Genomic DNA, 19379 nt, shown 5'->3' with positions numbered 1-19379 from the left:
AAAGAAGAGAAAATGAGGAACCACCACATGCTCCGCCAACGAAACGCCCGCCTGGGAGGCATCGCCGCCATCGCCGGGATGACGCTCCTGGTCTCTGCCTGCGCCAACGGCTCCATCACACCGGCCAGTACGGCCGAAACCTCCAGCGCCGCCGCCGTCCCGGCAGACACCCACGGCCGCGTCGCGATCTCCTACCCGGGAGGCATCAGCGTCCTGGACGGCAGAACTTTGGACGTTGTTGAGAAGTTTGACTCCGAGGAGTTCACCCGGCTCAACGCCGCCGGCGATGGCCGGCACGTCTTCGTCACCACGAAGGCCGGCTTCCAGCTGCTGGACACGGTCGAACCCAAACTCACGGACCTCGTCGTCGACGCAACGACGGCGGGCCACGTGGTCCGGCACGCCGGCAACACTGTCCTGTTTGACGATGGAACGGGCACCACCACCATCCTGAAGACCGCCGATCTCGCCAAAACCGACGGCGCACTGCCCGAGACACAGACCTACAAGGCCGACTCGCCGCACCATGGAGTTTCTATCGTGCTGGCGGACGGCAAACTGATCACAACAATCGGGGACAAGACCTCCCGTGCCGGGGCGGTGGCACTCGAAGCGCACGGTGACCACTGGGACAAGGCCGCTGAAAGCAACGAATGCCCCGGTATCCACGGTGAAGGTACCGCCGCAGGCGAAGCGGTGATCTTTGGCTGCGAGGACGGCGCTCTGCTTTTCCACGACGGAAAGTTCGAAAAGTTCACCGCACCGGATAAGTACGGGCGGATGGGCAACGCTTACGTCTCCGAAACCAGCCCCATTGTGGTAGGTGACTACAAAAACGATCCCGACGCCGAGGGCTACCTGCTCAACTCAGTAGCCCTCATCGACACTGAGAAGCACGCCTACAACGTTGTCAAGCTCCCCGGCACCATCAAATACACGTTCCGGGACATTGCCCGTGGACCTGGGGACTTTGCCTACATACTTTCCACGAACGGATCCATCCACGTTCTGGATCCCAAGGAAGGGAGGATCGTCAACGAATTCCCCGTAATCGATGCCTGGGAGGGTCCGGTCGAATGGCAGGACGCCCACCCTGCCATCGTCGTCAACGGGAACACTGCCTACATCACCGAACCGGCAGCACACACCGTGCACTCGGTCGACCTGACCACCGGCAAAATCACCGCGTCCGCCCAAATGGACGTAGTGCCCAACGAAATCGCCGTCACCCTCGGAGCGCACTGACCCTTTTGCTTCCTATGTGTGAACCCGCCGGCGAAGCGCATCACGGCCAGCTTGCGGTAGCGGTCCACGTAGGTGCCGAAGCTGATGCTGGAAAGGGCGATCAACAGCATGTACGCGCCGCCGATTACCCCGGTGGCGATCACGTTGCGCGTCTGCAGGTACACCCAGAACGTCAGGGCGAACCACAGGTAGCTGGTGGTGATGTTGGCGAGGGCGGTGTTCACCAGGATACCGGCGAAGCTGCGGGACCGCTGGGCCTGGCTGCGCAAGGACGTGTCGACGGCGTAGGGATCGGCCAGGCGAGTGGCCCCGGCCGCCGGGTGGGGAACTAGGCTCGGGCTTTGGCTGCCACACCCAGAATGTGGGCCACCCGCGGGTTGCCGGGGAGTGCTGAAAAGCCGAAGCGCTCCAGGCTCAGCACAGTGAGGTCTGCCCCGGCGATCGCGGCCGCGGTGTCCCGGTTCGGGTGGCATCCGCCGGCCAGACGGCTCCACAGCGGTGTGAGCAGGTCCTCGGCCGCCCCCAGTACACGGTGTTCCGAGCGGACGTGTTCATAGAACAGCAGCAGGCCGCCGGGCCGGAGGGCCCGGACCGCCTCCGCCAGGGCGGCGGGCTGCTCCGCCACGCTGCACAGCACCAGGCTGCAGACGACGACGTCGATCGAGGCGTCCGCCGCCGGCAGCGATTCGGCCACGCCGTCCTGCACAGTGATGGGCACCGGCGCCCTGGCTGCGGCGGCTAGCGCCAGGTCCCGGAGCGTGGGGTCCGGTTCCAGCGCCAGCACGCCCGTCACCGCGGCAGGGTAGAACGGGAAAGTTGCCCCGTAGCCGGCGCCGATTTCGACGACGCTGCCGTGCGCCGCCTCCACGAGGCGGCGGCGGTGTTCCGCTGCCCCGCGGGCGTCCATGCGCGGACCCATCCGGGCGAAGTTGCGCCCAAACGAGCGAGTGCGGGGGCTGGCGTCTGGCATTGCGGCGTCCTTGCGGTCAGCTGGCGGCGGCGGGATTAAGCTTCAGCCGCCTCAGCAGCTGGGCGGTGAGGGCCACCGCGATCGTGGAGGCGGACATCAGCACGGCGCCGGCGGCCGGCACCCGTGCCCCGGAACGGACCAGGATGGCATCCCCGGTTCTGAGCTCGGAGACGCTGACGGCCTCGGTTCCGGACCCGGTGATGCGTTCGGCATCCCCCGGCAGCAGGGCTGCCAGTGCGTCCAGGGCGCCCCTGCGCGGAGCCGGGGGCGCGCATCTCGATCCACTGGCCCAGCAGCATGATCGCGACCAGGAGTGCAAGCTCCCACCAGAAGTCGAGGTCGAAGCCGCCGATCCCGGGGGTTGTCACCCAGGAGGCCGTGAAGGCGACGCTGATGGCCATGGCGATCAGCAGCATCACGCCCGGTTTACGGGACTTCAGTTCACGGAGGCCGCCCTGGAGGAACGGCTGGCCACCATAGAGGAAGATCACGGTTCCCCGGACCGGCGGAATCCAGACCGAGCCGGGGAAGAGCGGCGGCTCGTAGCCCAGCAGCTGCCCGAACATGGGGCTGAAGAGGACCACCGGGACGGCCAGGAGCAGCGTCAGCCAGAACCGGTTCTTGAACATCGCCACGCTGTGCCCCGCATGCTGGCCGTGGCTGTGCACCCGATGCTCATCATCCGGTCCGGGGGACGCGCCCGGATTCCGGGGGCCCTGATGGCCCTGGACCAGGGACCCGCCGTTGACGGCCTGGCTGCTGTGCTGGTGTTCCACGATGGGCGCTCCCGGGGCTGGTACCGGTGACTTTCTCCCAAAATACCCCTAGGGGGTATCCTTGGCAAGGGGTTGGGGGAAGAGTTTCGCGCTCAGCTGAGCAGCAGGCCCAGGGCCTCGGCGAGGTGCCCCACTTCCCGCACTGAGAAGCCCGCGGGAACCGGGCCGGGGCCGTTGGGGCTCGCGGGCACCACCGCGTGGGTGAAGCCCAGGCGATGGGCTTCATGGATGCGCTGGTTGATGCCCGGCACGGGACGGACCTCGCCGGCCAGGCCCACCTCGCCGAAGGCAATGAGCCGCTGCGGCAGGGGTTTTTTGGCTTTCGCCGAGGCCACGGCCAGGGCCACGGCGAGGTCCGTGGCCGGTTCGCTGAGCTTGACGCCGCCGACCGTCGCCACGTAGGAGTCATCCTTATGCAGGAGGCAGCCTGCCCGCTGCTGCAGCACGGCGAGCAGCATTGCCACCCTGGAGCTATCCAGCCCGCTCGTGGCCCGGCGCGGCTGGGAACTGGCGCTCTCGGCCAGCAGCGACTGCACTTCGGCCAGCAGCGGACGGCGCCCCTCCAGAGTCACGGTGATGCAGGTGCCCGAGACCGGTTCCTTGGTCCGGGAGACAAACAGCCCGCTGGGATCGGCCAGGCCCACGATCCCGTCCTCATTCAGGTCAAAACACCCGACGTCGTCGGTGGGCCCGTAGCGGTTCTTGACGGCCCGCAGCAGCCGCAGCCGGGAATGGCGCTCCCCTTCGAACTGGCAGACGACGTCCACGAGGTGTTCCAGCAGCCGGGGGCCGGCGATCGAGCCGTCCTTCGTCACGTGCCCCACCAGCAGGGTGGTCATGTTGCGGCGCTTGGCTGCGGCGATGAGGGACGCGGCGACCTCGCGCACCTGGGAGACCCCGCCGGCGCTGCCCTCGACGTCGGCGCTGCTCAGGGTCTGGACGGAGTCCACCACCAGCAGGCGCGGTTCGAGTTTCTCCACCTGCCCCAGCGCCTGGCCGAGGTCCGTTTCGGCCGAGAGGTACAAGGACTCGGCCACGGCGTCGATCCGGTCGGCGCGGAGCTTCACCTGTGCCGCGGACTCCTCGCCGGTGATGTAGAGGACGTCCTGGGCAGTGCGGGCAAACTTGGCAGCGACGTCCAGGAGTAGCGTGGACTTGCCGACGCCGGGCTCGCCGGCCAGCAGGATCACGGCGCCGGGGACCAGCCCGCCGCCGAGCACCCGGTCCAGTTCGTCGACGCCGGTGGGCAGGAAGGCGGCGGTGGTTGCATCAACCTCGGCGATCCGGCGGGCCGGTTCCAGCACGGTGGTGGCCGCCGTCGTCCGGGCCACCGCGGCGCCGGTCTCCTCGACGGTGCCCCAGGCCTGGCATTCGCCGCAGCGGCCCACCCACTTAGCCGTGGTCCAGCCGCATTCGGCGCATTTGTAGCCCGGCGCCTTGGAAGCCCGGGAAGTCTTGGTAGCCATTGGTCCACCCTATCCGCGGCCGGTGACAACCAGGGGAACGGAGGTCCCCGCAGGGGTCCTAGAGCGGCGGGAGGATGTCCCGGGCCTCGTTGGAATCCACGCCGGCGGCCTCGAGCAGGTCCACCAGGAGCGGCCGGAACAGCATGACCACCGTTTCGCCCTCGAGCCGCTCCACGCCCAGCAACCGGGGATGCAGGCGGCCCGCGGTCTCCCGCAGTTCAGCCCGGGCCGTGCGCAGGTGGGCGCGGCGGGCGCCATCGTGCACTTCCGCCAGGCCCAGCGACAGCTCGTCGACGGCGGCGGCGGTCTCCTGCAGGACCTCGGCAATGTTCTGGGTGGCCTCGTCCGAGAGCGCAGCGTGGTTGATGGCACTGGTCAGGCGGCGGGCAAAGACCCGGCTGTTGCGCAGCGCGAGGTCGATGTAGTCCAGCGACTGCTCCAAGGAGTCCAGCTCTTCCCGGTGCCGCCGGTAGGCGGGCGCCAGGGTCGCCACCTCGCCGGAGGTGCGGAGGGACTGGCGCATGGCGTCAACGAGGGGCTGGCAGTTCCGCCCGCGGATCAGCGCATGCCAGGCCTGGGTGGAGTCGCTGTAGCTCAGGGCGGAGGCGCATTCCCGCAGCACCTCGGCGAGTTCGTGCAGGAGCTTCTTGACGTCGTTGCGGGGTTCCCGGCGCGGGTCCTTGGGAATGAGGATGGTCACCAGCAGCGCGAACACGCCGCCCACGACGGCGTCGATGCTCCGGGTGAACGGTCCCCCGGCCGGTGCGGGCAGGAGCACCACCAGCAGTGACTGCAGGCCCAGCTGGGTGGTGAAAATGGTGCCGCTGTCCAGGAACCGCGCCAGCAGGATCGAGAAGAACAGCACGACGGCGGCCTGCCAGATTCCGGCGCCAAGCCAGTGCAGCAGCAGGTCCCCGACCACGATGCCGATGGTGCAGCCCAGGCCCACTTCCACAACGCGCCGGAGCCTCGGATCGCGGGAGAAACCAAGGGCAATGAGGGAAGAAGTGGCTGCGAAGAGCGGCCCGGTGTGGCCCAGGATGTACTCGGCGAAGGCATAGGCGCCCACGGCGCATGCCGTCATCTGCAGGGCAGGCAGGGCCGAGTTGCGGCTGCGGACAAACCCGGTGCGGACGCGGCCGCGCAGGAATCGTGCGCTTGCGGAAAGTCCAGTCGCGGTGGCCATGCCGTCCATTCTATTTGCTGGCAACGGCGGCCCTGTCCTTCCTGCGTCAGTTCAGTACGGCCGCGGCGCAGCGAGCGCAACGGAGAGCCGGCAGATGTAAGGCAATGTCCCGGCGTCGTTAACCCGCCGTTCACCTTGGACCGTATTTCCCTTCATCTGGGGCACCTACTCTCAATAGAGGTACAAACCGTACGCATCAGCTGTCTTGGGCTTCTCCGGCCCGGTACGCATAGAAAATCCCTGGAAGGGGTACATCCAGTGAAGGCACTCCGCTTCGGCCGCCACGCGGCTATCGCTGTCATCGCAGCCGGCGCACTCGCGCTCACCGCCTGCGGTTCTGACAACGCAACGAGCACCGCCGCGGGCACGCAGTCCGCTGCCGCAGGCGCCAAGGTCACCGGCACACTGACCGGCATCGGCTCCTCTGCACAGGGTGCAGCCATGGACGTCTGGAAGACCAATTTTGCCTCCGCAAACCAGGGCGCCACCGTGCAGTACTCCCCGGACGGCTCCGGTGCCGGCCGCAAGGCCATCCTGGACGGCTCCGCCCAGTTCGCCGGCTCCGACGCCTACCTCAAGGACGATGAGTCCGCCAGCGCCGTGACCCAGTGCGGTCCCGACGGCGCCCTCAACATCCCGGTCTACATCTCCCCGATCGCCGTGGCCTTCAACCTGCCCGACATCAAGGAACTGAAGCTCGACGCCGTCACCGTCGCGAAGATCTTCCGCGGCGAGATCGCCAAGTGGAACGACCCCGCCATCGCGGCCCTGAACCCGGACGCCAAGCTGCCGGACCTCAAGGTCACCCCGGTGAACCGCTCGGATGATTCCGGCACCACCTCCAACTTCACCGACTACCTGGCCGCCGCCGCCCCCGAGGCCTGGACCGACAAGTCCGCCGGCATCTGGCCCGCGTCCCTGAAGGGCGAGAACGCCAAGGGCACCTCCGGCGTCGTCAAGACAGTCACCGACACCCCGGGCGCCGTGACCTACGCCGACGACTCCGCCGTCAGCGGCAAGCTGGGCATCGCCCAGATCAAGGTCGGCGATTCCTTCACGAAGATCTCCGCCGATGCCGCTGCCAAGGCAGTCGACGCCGGCAAGCCGGTTGAAGGCCGCAACGCCAGCGACCTCTCCATCAAGCTGGACCGCACCACCACCATCGCGGGCGCCTACCCGATCGTCCTGGTTTCCTTCCACGTTGTCTGCTCCAGCTACGACAAGCAGGAAACTGTCGACCTCGTGAAGGGCTTCGAAAAGTACGTGGTTTCCGACGCCGGCCAGCAGGCAGCCGCCGACGCGGCCAAGTCCGCGCCGCTGTCCAAGACCCTGCAGGAGAAGGCCCTGAAGTCCATCGAAGCGATCAAGGTCAAGTCCTAGGGATCCCTTGCGCTGGCAGGCATAGTGGAAACACCAGCCTGATCGAGGTTCCCTGTCCCGGTACGGCTGTCACCGACGGCCGCCGGGGCAGGGAACTGACGTGTTTGTCCGAAGTACCCAAAAGATCTGAAGGATCGTGAAGTGACCACCACCTCCCTGACCACGTCCCGGGGCGCAGGCCGCGCCGGAGACAGAGTCTTTTCCGCAGCCACCTTGGCCGCAGGGTGCCTGATCCTGGCCGTGCTCTTCGGAGTGGCGCTCTTCCTCGTCATCCAGGCAATCCCGGCCCTCGTGGCCTCCCCGGACAAGATCCAGGGCGGCGAAGGCTTCTTCGCCTACATCTGGCCGATTGTCATCGGCACCCTGATCGCAGCCGTCATCGCGCTGGTGGTCGCCACCCCGGTCGCGATCGGCGTCGCGCTGTTCATCTCGCACTTCGCGCCGCGCCAACTCGCCTCCGGCCTCGGCTACGTGATCGACCTGCTGGCCGCGATCCCCTCGGTGGTTTACGGCGCCTGGGGCGCCGCCTTCCTGGCCAAGGAAATCACCCCGGCCTACAACTGGCTGGCAGAGAACATGGGCTGGCTGCCGATCTTCCAGGGCCCGGCCTCGGCCACCGGCAAGACCATCCTCACCGCAGGGATCGTCCTGGCCGTTATGGTCCTGCCCATCATCACTTCCCTGACCCGCGAAATCTTCCTGCAGACCCCCAAGCTGCATGAAGAGGCCGCGCTCGCGCTCGGCGCCACCCGCTGGGAAATGATCCGGATGGCGGTGCTGCCGTTCGCCCGCCCCGGCATCGTCAGTGCCGTGATGCTCGGCCTGGGCCGCGCGCTCGGCGAGACCATGGCCGTGGCGCTGGTGCTGTCCTCCGGCGCGCTGACCGCAAGCCTGATCCAGTCCGGGAACCAGACCATTGCCGCCGAAATCGCCCTGAACTTCCCCGAGGCCAGCGGCCTGAAGGTCAGCACGCTGATCGCCGCCGGCCTGGTGCTGTTCGTCATAACCCTCGGCGTGAACATGATCGCCCGCTGGATCATCACCCGGCACAAAGAATTCTCGGGAGCCAACTAAATGACCTCCACCCTGACCCGCGTCCAGAAGCGCTCCGCCCTCACCAAGGGCCAGCTGCCGAAGTGGGCCCCCTACCTGGTTCTGGGGATCGCCCTGATTCTCGGCGCTGCCGTCCTGGCCCTGATCGGCTTCAACGCCTTCGGCTGGGGAATCGTCTCCGCCTTCCTCTTCGCCGCCGGCCTCGTCGGCTGGAGCGCCATCGTTGAGGGAACCCGGCGGGCCAAGGACAGGCTGGCCACATGCCTCGTCGCGGGCGCGTTCCTGATCGCCCTGCTGCCGCTGGTCTCCGTGATCTGGACCGTGCTGGTCAACGGCCTGCCCGGGCTCACGGATCCCGGTTTCCTGACCACCTCCATGAACGGTGTGACCGGCGCCTTCGACAACAAGAGCGTCGAGGAAGGCGCCCCGGTGGTCGGCGGCATCTACCACGCCCTGATCGGCACCCTACAGATCACCCTGCTGGCCACCGTCATCTCCGTGCCTGTCGGCCTGCTCACCGCCATCTACCTTGTGGAATACGGCAACGACCGGGCGCTGGCCCGCGCCATCACCTTCTTCGTGGACGTTATGACCGGCATCCCGTCGATTGTGGCCGGATTGTTCGCGGCGGCGTTCTTCTTCGCGGTCGTCGGGCCGGGCACCAAGACCGGTGCCGTCGCCGCCGTCGCGCTCTCCGTCCTGATGATCCCCGTGGTGGTCCGCTCCAGCGAGGAAATGCTCAAGATCGTCCCCAACGAACTCCGCGAGGCCGCCTACGCCCTGGGCGTCCGGAAGTGGCGGACCATCCTCAAGGTGGTCATCCCGACGGCGATCTCCGGCATCGCCTCCGGCGTCACCCTCGCGATTGCACGCGTGATCGGCGAGACCGCCCCGATCCTCGTCACCGCGGGTTTCGCGACCTCGATCAACACGAATGTGTTCTCCGGCTGGATGGCCTCGCTGCCCACGTTCATCTACACGCAGATCCTCAACCCCACCTCGCCGTCCAACCCGGATCCGTCCTCCCAGCGCGCCTGGGGAGCCGCCCTCGTGCTCATCATCCTGGTGATGCTGCTCAACCTCGGCGCCCGGCTGACCGCCCGCATGTTCGCCCCCAAGACCGGCCGCTAAACCGGTGCCCCCAATCTTCAGCCCGTACCTCCAGCAAGTGAAGGAACATCATGTCTAAGCGCATCGACGTCAAGGACCTGAACGTCTACTACAGCAAATTCCTGGCCGTTGAAGACGTCAACATCAACATCGAAGCCAAGTCCGTTACGGCTTTCATCGGCCCGTCGGGCTGCGGCAAGTCCACTTTCCTGCGCACCCTGAACCGGATGCACGAAGTGATCCCGGGCGCCCGCGTCGAAGGCGAAGTGCTGCTCGACGGCGACAACCTGTACGGCCCCGGGGTGGACCCGGTGACCGTCCGCTCGCAGATCGGCATGGTGTTCCAGCGGCCCAACCCGTTCCCCACGATGTCCATCCGGGACAACGTGCTGGCCGGCGTGAAGCTGAACAACCAGAAGATGTCCAAGGGCGAGGCCGACACCCTCGTGGAACGTTCGCTGCAGGGCGCCAACCTTTGGAACGAGGTCAAGGACCGGCTGGCCAAGCCCGGCTCCGGGCTGTCCGGCGGCCAGCAGCAGCGCCTCTGCATCGCCCGCGCGATCGCCGTGGAGCCCCAGGTCATCCTGATGGACGAGCCGTGCTCGGCCCTGGACCCGATCTCCACGCTGGCCATTGAGGACCTCATCAACGAACTCAAGGACCAGTACACGGTGGTGATCGTGACCCACAACATGCAGCAGGCCGCACGCGTTTCCGACAAGACCGCGTTCTTCAACATCGCCGGCACCGGCAAGCCGGGCAAGCTGATCGAGGTCGGCGATACCCACACGATCTTCAGCAACCCGACGCAGAAGGCCACGGAAGACTACGTTTCGGGCCGCTTCGGATAGCCGCTCCGGCCCAACCGTCGCGCCGCTACAGCCCCGCTATCGGCGAAAGGGCCAGTTCCAGCACAAACGCAGCGGCAGCGGTGGCGATCGGGGTGAGCACCCAGAAGGCCAGGACCCGAATCACCACCCGCCGGTTGGTGGCGGCGAACCTCTGGTTCGTGCCCGCTCCCAGCACGGCAGTGGTCACGGTGTGAGTCGTGGAAATGGGCCAGTGGAGCCCGACCGCACCGACCAGCAGGAGCACCGAGCTGCAGAGCTGGGCCACGAACCCGCGCAGCGGGTCCAGCCGAACCAGCCGGTAGCCGATCGTGTAGGAAATCCGCCACCCGCCGGCCAGCGTTCCCGCGGTCAGCGCGGACGCGGTGAGCAGCGCCACCCAGATCGGGGCGGAACCGCCTCCGGACAGCCCCGAGGCCAGCAGGGCAAGGATCAGCACGGCAGCGGTCCGCTGTCCGTCCTGCAGCCCGTGGGCGAACGCGATGGCACCGGCTGCGACGGCCTGGGCCCGGCGGGACCGGCCGTTGACGACGTTCGGGGGCGTGTAGCGCGCGGCCCAGCTGGCGGGCCAGACCAGCAGGTAGGCGCCCACGAAGGCGATCGCCGGCGAGAGCAGCAGCGGAAGCACCACCTGGAACAACAGGGACGTGTCCACGCCGCCGACCGAGTTGCCGCCCACCGCAACGCTGGCGACACCGGCGCCGGCCAGTCCGCCCACGAGGGCGTGGGTCGAGGAGGACGGGATGCCGCGCCACCAGTTATAGACACCCCAGAGGACGGCGCTGGCGAGCCCGGCGAGGAGGATGGTGAGGCCGTTCTGCCCGGCCGGCAGTTGGATCCAGGTCCGGCTGACTTCCAGCGCCAGGGTGGCGCTCAGCGCCGCTCCGATGAAATTGAACAGACCGGCCAGGAGCACCGCAACGGTGGGCGTCAGGGCGCGCGTCCGCACCGCCAGCGCCACGGAGGTGGAGGCGTCCCGGAAGCCGTTCAGGAAGGCAAAGACCCCGGCGAAGATCACCACCAGGGCAAAAAAGAACACCGTCACGTCAGGATTCCTTGACGATGATGCTGCCTACCTGGGTGGCGACGCGGCGCATATCCTTCGTGACTTCCACCAACTGGTTGGCGATGTCCCGGTTGCGCGCGTACTGGGCGGACTTCATGTCCTTGAGCATGTCCGCCACCCAGACCCGGTGGGTGCGCTCCGCGCGCTTGGCCAGCCGCAGGATCTCGATCCAGTAGTCCTCGAGGTCGTCAAGGTTGTTCAGCTTGCGCATGGCGTCGGCGGTGAGTTCGGCCTGCCGGCTGATGATCTCCAGCTGGTCTGCGGCCCGTTTTGGCAGGCGGTCCAGCTTATAGAGGGACACAAGCTCGGCTGCGGCGTCGAGTTTTTCCATGGCCTCGTTGAGATACCGGGACAGGGCGTACATGTCTTCGCGGGGGAGCGGGTTCACGAAGCTGGTCCGCATGTGGGTCAGCAAGGCAAAGTGCAGCTCCGCGGACTTGGCCTCGTGGTCATGCATGTCCTCCACCAGCCGGCCGTGCTCGCTTGCTGGGGCGCCGAGGATTTCCGAAAGGGTCCCGGTGGCGTGCACAATCTGGCGCGCCAGCAAGGACAGCAGGTTCAGCCCGGCGGGCTCCTGGGGAAAGAGGCGCAGCTTCACGTGGGGTCACCGGTCTTCGGAGGGGAGGTGCGGGGGAACTGGCTGCCGGCCGTGTGACTTGACGATGACCCGCGCATGGGAATCACTTTACCGTCCGAGGTGAGGGGCACGGGAAACCGTCAGAAGGTTCCGTTCGATGTGGCGCCGCCGGTCTGAGGGCAAGAAATGGTGCCGAACCGGATACGCCTCTCGGCGGTAGGCCGCTCTAGGCGGCTAGATGTTGAAGCCCGGGGGTTTCGCGGTTCGGCACCGCTTTTAGTGTTCTACGACAGTTCCACCAAGTCAACATTGACAGTCCGCCGCGGCCGTGCGTGCCGGACGGGCCGGCAGCCGGGTCTTTTCAGTCGAGTTCGCCCAGCCGCCACGCGTTGGCGGCGTGCTCCAGGTCCTCCGCGGTCTTGACCAGGAGGTGCGAATTGCGCGTGAGCTTGCTCGCATGGTTCTCATTGCTGTGCTCGGCGCCGTCGGCGAGGGTGGCCTGGCCCAGCGCCACAACGCGGCAGAACGCCGCGGACCGTTCCAGCGCGACGTCGAACTCGCCGTCGAACGCTCCGGAGAGGATGGCGTCGGCCATGGACTTCATCTCGTCGGCGCCGGGCGGCTCTGCGGCGCCGGCAACCACATGGGCCACCTGCGCGGTGTCTTTGCCGGCTTTGAAGTAAACCGAAATGCGCTCCGGGTCCTGGATGGTGGCGGCGCGCAGGGCATACAGCCGCCACAGGGCGCCGGGGAGCGAGCGTGCCGGGCTCTCGGCCCACATCTCGGCGATGGCTTCCAGGCCCTGTTCATCAGCAAGTTTCACGAGCCGCTTGGTGACCGTGGGATCGTCGCTGTCGCGTCCGCGGCGCACGAGCGCCTGGGCGGCCAGGTGGGCGGCCTCGGAGATGCGGGCCGGATCGGCGCCGCCCGCGAACGGTTCGAAGTCGATCGGCGCGAACGACTTCGGCTTGTGGTGCCGGTGCGGTCCGGGGCTGCTGGATCCTGCTTGCTCGCTCATGCCACCACGCTACTCCAGTGCTGTACGGGAATCGAGCATGCGCCCCGGCCCCCATGCGCGGGTGCGAGTGCCGGCGGCGGCACGACGGCGGCGCATCGCCGTCGTGCAAAAATCCGGCCCAGGTCTGGGGTACAGTATTAACGTCCAGAAATGGACTGGCCTGATCGCCTTCGGAACAGCGGATTTAGCCGTCGTTTGGGAGCATTTGGCTGGGGCCTTTAGCTCAGTTGGTAGAGCATCGGACTTTTAATCCGTGGGTCGTGGGTTCGATCCCCACAGGGCCCACCCGCGGAGCAGGTCAGAGGCATATTGCCTCTGACCTGCTTCTATTTAAGGCGTGGGCCAACGGAACACCGCCATCACCACTCCGGGGCAGACCGTTCCCGGCAGCCCGCAAATCCTGAGTCTCACTGCCCGGCGTGAGTCATTTGAACACGGCCCCCGTGTCCTCCCTCAACCAGGGGCGCGGGGGGTACGTGAAACCGCTATTCCCCTTGAGCCGCGTTCGTGATCCAGCTCCGCGGCCCGCGAGTCAGTAGGCGTCTTTGCTTTCCATCGTGAGGCCGACGACGGCGCGGTTACGGCCAGCGGCCTTCGCTTCGTAGAGGGCCCCGTCTACGTCCCGGATCAACCGCTGGAGCCCGATATAGGGGTTCCTCGCATCGACGATGCCGAAGCCCGCGGTTGGCGCCGGAGCGCCGGCGGGCAAGGAGCTGTGTTCGGCCAGGACCGCGTTGATCCGGTCCGCGATCCGGACAGACTCCTCGGCATCAACGCCGGTGAGAAGCATGGCAAACTCTTCGCCGCCGTAGCGTCCCACCAGGTCGGCGGACCGCACCGCGGCACGGCACGCATCACTGAAGGCCCGGATGACGGCGTCGCCGGCGTCGTGGCCGAATCCGTCGTTGATGGCCTTGAAACGGTCCAGGTCCGCCATGACGATCGACGTTTGAAGTCCGGCGTCGAGGTTCGTCCGGAGCCGCCGATGCGCCTGCTGCATGAAGTCGCCGCGGTTCAGCAGCCCGGTGAGGGCGTCGCGGGCAGCGCGTTCCTTGAGGTCCTCGGTCCGGGGGGTGTTGTTCAGCCCGGTGATGCTGGAGGAGACCGCCACGAGCAGCACCATGGCCATCAGCAGGGTGACGCCGGTGCCGAACAGCAGCTGGAACAGCGCGCTTTCCGGGCCAAGGATGGCCAGTCCGGCCATCCGGCTGAGTTAGTAGACGGCGCATACGGCGGTCGCGACGGCGAGGGAACGGACCAGGTGCCAGGACCGTGCCCGCTCCCGCCAGAGCGCCACGGACGCCAGCCCGATCGCCGTGCCCATCATGGCCAGTAGCACCACACTGCCGATCCGGGTGTCACCCGATGCGCGGAGTGCGAAGGCAACCGCGAAGGCCGCGGTGGCGGGCAGCGCCAGGAGCCAGGGCCGGACGCGCCGGCCGGCCAGCGACCGTGCGCCCGCCCAGACGCAGCCGGAGCCGAGGACCATAACGCCGTTGGCCACGCTTGGTGCCCAGGTGGCGCGGGCCGCTTCGCCCAGGAAGTAGTAGTTACCTGCCGGATCGGGCCCTGGCCGGGTTAAGTCTTCCAGACGCTCCGCTGCCGCCCACGCTGCGACACAGCCCGTTGCCCGGCATGTGGTGCAAGATGGTGCCATGGACGCCGTCGATGCCCTCAACGAGATCGCATTCTGGCTTGAACGTGAGCTGGCCCCCACGTTCAAGGTGCAGGCGTTCCGTAAAGCCGCGGGAATCATTTCCGGAGTCGGGCCGGATGAGCTCGCGGCCCGGGTGCGGGACGGCAGGCTCAAACGGACCAAAGGAATCGGCGACCGGACCTTCGAAGTCATCCTGCAGTCCCTCGACGGCCGGGTCCCCGAGTATCTGGGCGGATTGCGCAGCCGCGGCGCCCAGCCGCTGGCTGCAGGCGGCCACGAACTGTTGGAAATGCTCCGCGGCGACCTGCACAGCCACAGCGACTGGTCCGACGGCGGATCCCCTGTGGAGGCGATGGTGGACGCGGCCAAGCTGCTGGGCCGCGAGTACCTGGCGCTGACCGACCACTCGCCGAACCTCAAGATCGCGAACGGTCTCAGCGCCGAACGGCTGGCGCAACAACTCGACGTCGTGCGGGGAATCAACGCCGGCGGCAACGGGAACTTCCGCCTGCTGCGCGGGATCGAGGTGGACATCCTCGAGGGCGGCAGCCTGGACCAGTCGCCGGACATGCTGGGGAGGCTCGACGTAGTGGTGGCAAGCGTCCACTCCAAGCTGCGCTCGGACAAGCGCACCATGACCCGGCGCATGCTCGGCGCGATAGCAGACCCGCACACGGACGTGCTCGGACACTGCACCGGCCGCCTGCTGCAGGGATCGAGGGGGACGCGCCCCGAATCGGAATTCGACGCGGAACAGGTCTTCGCGGCCTGCGCGGAACACGGCGTCGCGGTGGAAATCAATTCGCGCCCGGAACGCCAGGACCCGCCGGACGGGCTCATCCGGACCGCCCTCGACGCCGGCTGCCTGTTCAGCATCGACAGCGACGCGCATGCGCCGGGCCAGCTTGATTTCCTCCAGTACGGGGCCGAACGGGCGGCCGCCAACGGCGTCCCGGCGGAGCGGATCATCACCACCTGGCCGCTGGACCGCCTGCTGGAGTGGACTAGATCCGGGCCGGAATGAGTGCGGTGGGGGAGGCCACGGCCACCCGGCCGGTGGGCTTGCCGGGCAGCCCGCTCGCCGGATCGAGCCGGAACGTGACGACGTCGTGGGAGCGTTCGTGGACCACATGCAGGGAGCCGTTCCGGACCAGGTGGTGCCGGGGCCAGTCCCCGCCGCTGGGGACGTCGGCGAGGGGCCGCAGTGACGTGCCGTCCGCCTCCACCGCCAGCACACCGATCCGGTTGGAGCCGCGCACCCCCACGTAGGCGTACCTGCCGTCGGCGGACAGGGCGATTTCGGCGGCCGAGTCCCCGGCCAGCGCTCCGGCTGTGGTTGCCGGGCCGACGCCGGCGAGGCGGTAGGTCCCCGCTTCCCCTGACCGTTGCACGACGGCAACCTCGATCGAGTATTCGGTCACGACAAAGACGCAGCCGCTGGAGTGCTGGACCAGATGCCGGGGACCGCTGCCGTGCGGGAGGGTCAGCTCGTGGTCCAGGGTGAGGCCGTGGCCCGGGCGATAGTTCCAGACCCGGAGCAGATCGTGCCACAGGTCCGTGGTCATCACGCGGCCGTCCGCCAGCATCAGGCTCGCGTGGGCACGGCGGGGCCGGCCGGGAGCGGCCGACGCCGCTGCCGCGAACCTGGCCGCGAGGCCGCCGTCGTGGTCGAGTTCGAAGAGCAAAACCTGGCCGTCGCCCCAGCACGCCACCGTCAGGAGCGCCCCGGCGGATCGACGGCGACGTGGCACGCCGCTTCCCCCGCCGGCCACGCCGGGCCGGCCGGCTCGAGGCCGGATGCGCCGGACCGGCGGTACGCCCGTACGGTCCGGGGATTGCTCGCCCGCGGCGTAGACCACCGGCAGTGAGGGGTGCACCGCCAGGAGCGACGGCGAATCCGCCCCGGCCACGACGCCGAGCCAGGCCAGTGTGCCGTCGGCAGCGGCACCGAGTGCTCCGATGCCTGTTCCCGGGCCGCCCCCGTCCGCGGTGTAACACCCAGCCCAGATCAGGTCCTTCGCCGCTTCGCCGCTTCGCCGGCTCCCGGTTCCGGGGCGCCGGGACGGGAAGTCGCAGATTCAAATGCCATGAAGCCATCCTGCCACTTCGGTAGCATGGGGATTCCGGGCATCAGGAGCGGAAGGAAGGGCCTTGCGATGACGGATTCCGTGACGCCCCACCCCGCCGGATACCGCACGGATTCGGCGTTCCTCGCTGCCCTCGCCGCACAGCTCCGGGCCGCCGGCTGCGTGTTCGCCGAAGACGAAGCCCGGTTGCTGGCCGAAGCCGCAGCGTCAATGGAGCAGCTGCGCGCCCTCGTGGACCGGCGGGTCGCGGGCCTGCCGCTTGAGCACCTTCTGGGCTGGGCCGAGTTCTGCGGGATGCGGATCGGCGTGGACCCCGGCGTCTTCGTTCCGCGCCGCCGCACCGAATTCCTCGTACAACACGCCGTGCTGCTCCTGGCTGCTCCCGGGAGGCCGTTCCGGGACGCGCCCGTCGTTGTTGACCTGTGCTGCGGCTCGGGGGCTGTCGGGGCTGCGATCGCGGCGTTGGAGGGCCCGCTGGAGCTGCACGCGGCCGACGTCGACCCGGTGGCGGTCCGCTGCGCCCGGGGCAATGTCCTCCCCTTCGGCGGGGAGGTCCACGAGGGCGATTTGTACGCGCCGCTGCCGGAGCGGCTGCGCGGACGGGTCGACGTGCTGGCGGTCAATGCGCCCTATGTGCCGTCCGCGGGAATCAGGACCATGCCGCAGGAGGCCCGGCTGCATGAGCCGCGTGCCTGCCTGGACGGCGGAGCCGACGGGCTGGCCGTGCAACGGCGGGTGGCCGCCGCGGCGCCGAAATGGCTGGCGCCGGGCGGCCACCTGCTGATCGAAACGAGCCGGGGCCAGGCGCCGCAGACTGTGGAGTTGTTCCTGCGCAACGGGCTGACCGCCCGGGTGTCGAGTTCGGAGGAACTGGACGCCACAGTGGTCATCGGCGCGGTTGAGGGTGCCGGCGGGGCGCCGGCCCCCGGCGGCGCCCCGGCCCTCCGCTAGATGTCAGGGCAGTTTGTTCGGGTCGACGTTGGTGGCCGCCCCAGCCGGCGTGGCCCCGCCTTCATCGGACCAGTCCTGGCCCGCCTCATCATTCAGGGCGGGATCCGACTCGACGTCGGGAGCAGCGGACGCGGCGGTCCCGAGGTTGACGGTGTCCGGGTGCGTGCCGTGCGCCGGGATGCTGCCTTCGGGAGCGGCAACGCCGGTCTTTTCAGGGGCATCCTCGTGCCGGACGGCGGAACCGATGACGGTCGCCGCGCGGCGGGCGGCCTCGGAGAGCTGGTCCGAGACTTCGGGGGCTTTGTCCTTGACGGCCTCGGCCGCGGCAGTCAGCTTGTCCTGGACGGGCTTGCTTTCCCAGAGGGCTGCAGCCCGGGACTTGAGCTTTTCGTAGGCTGCGCGCCCCGACCGTGACCCGAGAATGTAGCCTGCGGCCATTCCGGCACCGAAAAGAAGTTTGGCTTTCATGCTGTACTCCTGCTCTTTTGACGTTCGTTGTGTGTCAAAAAAGCCGGCCCCGGGAAAAATCCCGGGGCCGGCTTTTAGCCTGGCTCCGTTTTAGCGGGCCGAGCGCTTGGTGATCATGCCGTAAACCAGCAGGACGATGATCGCACCGCCGATGGCCAGCAGCCACGTGGACAGCGAGAAGAATTCGTTGATGCCCGTGTTGAAGAGCAGGCCGCCGATCCAGCCGCCAAGAATTGCGCCTACAACTCCGAGCAGGAGGGTGATGAAAATGCCACCGCCCTGACGTCCCGGGAGGATGGCCTTAGCGATCGCTCCGGCGATGAGACCCAGAATCAGAAATGCGAAAAAACCCATTTTTATCGTTCCTTCTTCTTTCATAGAGGAGACACCCGGGTTGCCGGGTGCGCTTCATCCTTCTGCCTCAATACTAATCATGCTTAGTATAAAAGGGCCACTCGGGGCCTGCCGGATACCCCGGCACGTGATCTATTTGATACCAATTCGCGGTTCGTTTCCGCGGGCGGAACTACCAGGCATAGTCCTCCGGTGCGGTCCGGTGGCCCGGGAATATCTGGTCAAGGCGCGTGAGCGCCCCGGCGTCGAGTGACACCTCAAGTGCCCGGATCGCGGCGTCCAGCTGGCCCTGCGTGCGGGGCCCCACGATCGGCGCCGTTACGGCTGGCTGGTGCAGCAGCCAGGCCAGGGCCACGTCCCCGGGCTGGTGGCCCAGTTCGCCGGCAAAGTCCTCGTACTCCCGGACCTGTTCTTCGTGCTTCTTGAGAGTCGCAAGGGCGCGGCCCTCGGTCCGGCGGACGCCGTCGCGCTCCTGCTGCAGTACGCCGCCGAGGAGGCCGCCGTGCAGGGGTGACCACGGGAGGATCCCCAGCCCGTACTCCAGGGCGGCGGGGATGACCTCCAGTTCGATGTTCCGGGTCAGCAGGTTGTAGATGGACTGTTCGCTGACCAGGCCGTTGCCGTGCCGGCGCACGGCAGATTCCTGTGCCCGGGCGATGTGCCAGCCGGCGAAGTTGCTGCTGCCCGCATAGAGGATCTTTCCCTGCTGGACAGCGACGTCCATCGCCTGCCAGATCTCGTCCCACGGGGTGTTCCGGTCAATGTGGTGGAATTGGTAGACATCGACGTAGTCCGTCTGCAGCCGTTTCAGGCTCGCGTCGAGGGCGTGCCGGATATTCAGCGCCGACAGTTTGGACCCGTTGGGCCGGTCCGTCATGGTGCCGTACAGCTTGGTGGCGAGCACCGTCCGTTCGCGGCGCTCGCCGCCCTGGGCGAACCAGCGGCCCAGGATTTCCTCGGTCCAGCCGCGCCGGCCTTTGCCTCCGTAAACGTTGGCGGTGTCGATGAAGTTGATGCCGGAATCCAGCGCCGAATCCAGGATGGAGTGGGCTTCCGGCTCCGCGGTCTGCGGCCCGAAGTTCATGGTGCCCAGGCACAGGCGCGAGACTTTCAGGCCGGAGCGGCCAAGGTGGGTGTACTCCATGCTGTGGTCTTTTCCCGCGTGGT

19 protein-coding genes, 1 tRNA gene and 2 pseudogenes are annotated in these 19379 nt (G+C 67.7%); 8 read left to right on the top strand and 14 right to left on the bottom strand.

All coding sequences use genetic code 11. The annotated features are described in order from the left end of the window. The first annotated feature begins 12 nt into the window (after positions 1-12). Positions 13-1245, top strand: coding sequence for a zinc metallochaperone AztD (gene aztD / locus ABIB51_RS02965; protein WP_354185304.1), 1233 nt, complete (start codon positions 13-15; stop codon positions 1243-1245). 17 nt (positions 1246-1262) lie between these two features. Here the strand turns inward: aztD and ABIB51_RS02960 are convergent. The 5 genes and pseudogenes from ABIB51_RS02960 to ABIB51_RS02940 all read right to left on the bottom strand — a co-directional run. Next, a pseudogene (locus ABIB51_RS02960) lies at positions 1263-1544 on the bottom strand (MFS transporter); the annotation flags it as partial. Between the two features lie 29 nt (positions 1545-1573). Continuing rightward, the gene (locus ABIB51_RS02955; RefSeq protein WP_354185302.1) at positions 1574-2215 is read right to left on the bottom strand and encodes a class I SAM-dependent methyltransferase; all 642 of its coding nucleotides are present in this window, start codon (positions 2213-2215) and stop codon (positions 1574-1576) included. Between the two features lie 97 nt (positions 2216-2312). After that, positions 2313-2949, bottom strand: a pseudogene (locus ABIB51_RS02950) (P-type ATPase actuator domain-containing protein); the annotation flags it as partial. 134 nt (positions 2950-3083) lie between these two features. Further along, positions 3084-4457 (bottom strand): DNA repair protein RadA, encoded by a 1374-nt coding sequence (radA, locus tag ABIB51_RS02945; protein ID WP_354185300.1) that lies wholly within the window; start codon positions 4455-4457, stop codon positions 3084-3086. 58 nt (positions 4458-4515) lie between these two features. After that, complete coding sequence (locus ABIB51_RS02940) at positions 4516-5643, bottom strand: FUSC family protein (protein WP_354185298.1); 1128 nt, start codon at positions 5641-5643, stop codon at positions 4516-4518. A 258-nt stretch (positions 5644-5901) separates the two neighbouring features. On the opposite strand from ABIB51_RS02940, the gene pstS reads away from it, so the two are divergent. From pstS to pstB, 4 genes are all read left to right on the top strand, one after another. Further along, positions 5902-7023 (top strand): phosphate ABC transporter substrate-binding protein PstS, encoded by a 1122-nt coding sequence (pstS, locus tag ABIB51_RS02935; protein WP_354185296.1) that lies wholly within the window; start codon positions 5902-5904, stop codon positions 7021-7023. Between the two features lie 141 nt (positions 7024-7164). Continuing rightward, positions 7165-8097 (top strand): phosphate ABC transporter permease subunit PstC, encoded by a 933-nt coding sequence (pstC, locus tag ABIB51_RS02930; RefSeq protein ID WP_354185294.1) that lies wholly within the window; start codon positions 7165-7167, stop codon positions 8095-8097. After that, complete coding sequence (pstA, locus tag ABIB51_RS02925) at positions 8098-9207, top strand: phosphate ABC transporter permease PstA (protein ID WP_354185292.1); 1110 nt, start codon at positions 8098-8100, stop codon at positions 9205-9207. Between the two features lie 50 nt (positions 9208-9257). Beyond that, positions 9258-10037 carry a phosphate ABC transporter ATP-binding protein PstB gene (gene pstB / locus ABIB51_RS02920; protein ID WP_354185290.1) on the top strand — a complete coding sequence of 260 codons (780 nt, stop codon included), beginning with the start codon at positions 9258-9260 and terminating at the stop codon, positions 10035-10037. A 25-nt stretch (positions 10038-10062) separates the two neighbouring features. Here the strand turns inward: pstB and ABIB51_RS02915 are convergent, their stop codons facing one another. The 3 genes from ABIB51_RS02915 to ABIB51_RS02905 form a co-directional block, all read right to left on the bottom strand. Then, entirely contained in the window at positions 10063-11079 is a 1017-nt protein-coding gene (locus ABIB51_RS02915) for an inorganic phosphate transporter (RefSeq protein WP_354185288.1), read from the bottom strand. A gap of 1 nt (position 11080) precedes the next feature. Then, positions 11081-11698 (bottom strand): DUF47 domain-containing protein, encoded by a 618-nt coding sequence (locus ABIB51_RS02910; protein ID WP_354185286.1) that lies wholly within the window; start codon positions 11696-11698, stop codon positions 11081-11083. A 340-nt stretch (positions 11699-12038) separates the two neighbouring features. Further along, positions 12039-12695 carry a hypothetical protein gene (locus ABIB51_RS02905; RefSeq protein ID WP_354185284.1) on the bottom strand — a complete coding sequence of 219 codons (657 nt, stop codon included), beginning with the start codon at positions 12693-12695 and terminating at the stop codon, positions 12039-12041. Between the two features lie 212 nt (positions 12696-12907). Between ABIB51_RS02905 and ABIB51_RS02900 the strand changes: the two genes are divergently transcribed. Further along, positions 12908-12980 (top strand) — tRNA-Lys (locus ABIB51_RS02900). Positions 12981-13227: 247 nt separating this feature from the next. Here ABIB51_RS02900 and ABIB51_RS02895 read toward each other — a convergent pair. Beyond that, complete coding sequence (locus ABIB51_RS02895; RefSeq protein ID WP_354185282.1) at positions 13228-13899, bottom strand: GGDEF domain-containing protein; 672 nt, start codon at positions 13897-13899, stop codon at positions 13228-13230. A gap of 9 nt (positions 13900-13908) precedes the next feature. Then, on the bottom strand, positions 13909-14352 hold the full coding sequence (locus ABIB51_RS02890) for a hypothetical protein (RefSeq protein WP_354185280.1): 444 nt from the start codon (positions 14350-14352) through the stop codon (positions 13909-13911). Between ABIB51_RS02890 and ABIB51_RS02885 the strand changes: the two genes are divergently transcribed. Then, positions 14351-15376 carry a PHP domain-containing protein gene (locus ABIB51_RS02885; protein ID WP_354185278.1) on the top strand — a complete coding sequence of 342 codons (1026 nt, stop codon included), beginning with the start codon at positions 14351-14353 and terminating at the stop codon, positions 15374-15376. The genes ABIB51_RS02890 and ABIB51_RS02885 overlap by 2 nt on opposite strands. Here ABIB51_RS02885 and ABIB51_RS02880 read toward each other — a convergent pair. Next, the gene (locus ABIB51_RS02880; RefSeq protein ID WP_354185574.1) at positions 15357-16361 is read right to left on the bottom strand and encodes a lactonase family protein; all 1005 of its coding nucleotides are present in this window, start codon (positions 16359-16361) and stop codon (positions 15357-15359) included. The genes ABIB51_RS02885 and ABIB51_RS02880 overlap by 20 nt on opposite strands. Before the next feature lie 147 nt (positions 16362-16508). Between ABIB51_RS02880 and ABIB51_RS02875 the strand changes: the two genes are divergently transcribed. Beyond that, entirely contained in the window at positions 16509-17390 is an 882-nt protein-coding gene (locus ABIB51_RS02875; protein ID WP_354185276.1) for a putative protein N(5)-glutamine methyltransferase, read from the top strand. Positions 17391-17393: 3 nt separating this feature from the next. Here ABIB51_RS02875 and ABIB51_RS02870 read toward each other — a convergent pair whose 3' ends face one another. The 3 genes from ABIB51_RS02870 to ABIB51_RS02860 form a co-directional block, all read right to left on the bottom strand. Next, positions 17394-17858, bottom strand: a complete 465-nt coding sequence (locus ABIB51_RS02870) for a YtxH domain-containing protein (protein ID WP_354185274.1) — start codon at positions 17856-17858, stop codon at positions 17394-17396. 90 nt (positions 17859-17948) lie between these two features. Next, entirely contained in the window at positions 17949-18212 is a 264-nt protein-coding gene (locus tag ABIB51_RS02865; RefSeq protein WP_354185272.1) for a GlsB/YeaQ/YmgE family stress response membrane protein, read from the bottom strand. Between the two features lie 172 nt (positions 18213-18384). Continuing rightward, positions 18385-19356: an aldo/keto reductase gene (locus ABIB51_RS02860; RefSeq protein ID WP_354185270.1), complete on the bottom strand. Its 972-nt coding sequence runs from the start codon at positions 19354-19356 to the stop codon at positions 18385-18387. Positions 19357-19379 lie beyond the last annotated feature (23 nt).

Source organism: Arthrobacter sp. UYCu712 (genome assembly GCF_040547005.1).
Lineage (GTDB): Bacteria > Actinomycetota > Actinomycetes > Actinomycetales > Micrococcaceae > Arthrobacter.
This window is presented reverse-complemented; position numbering and strand designations above follow the sequence as displayed.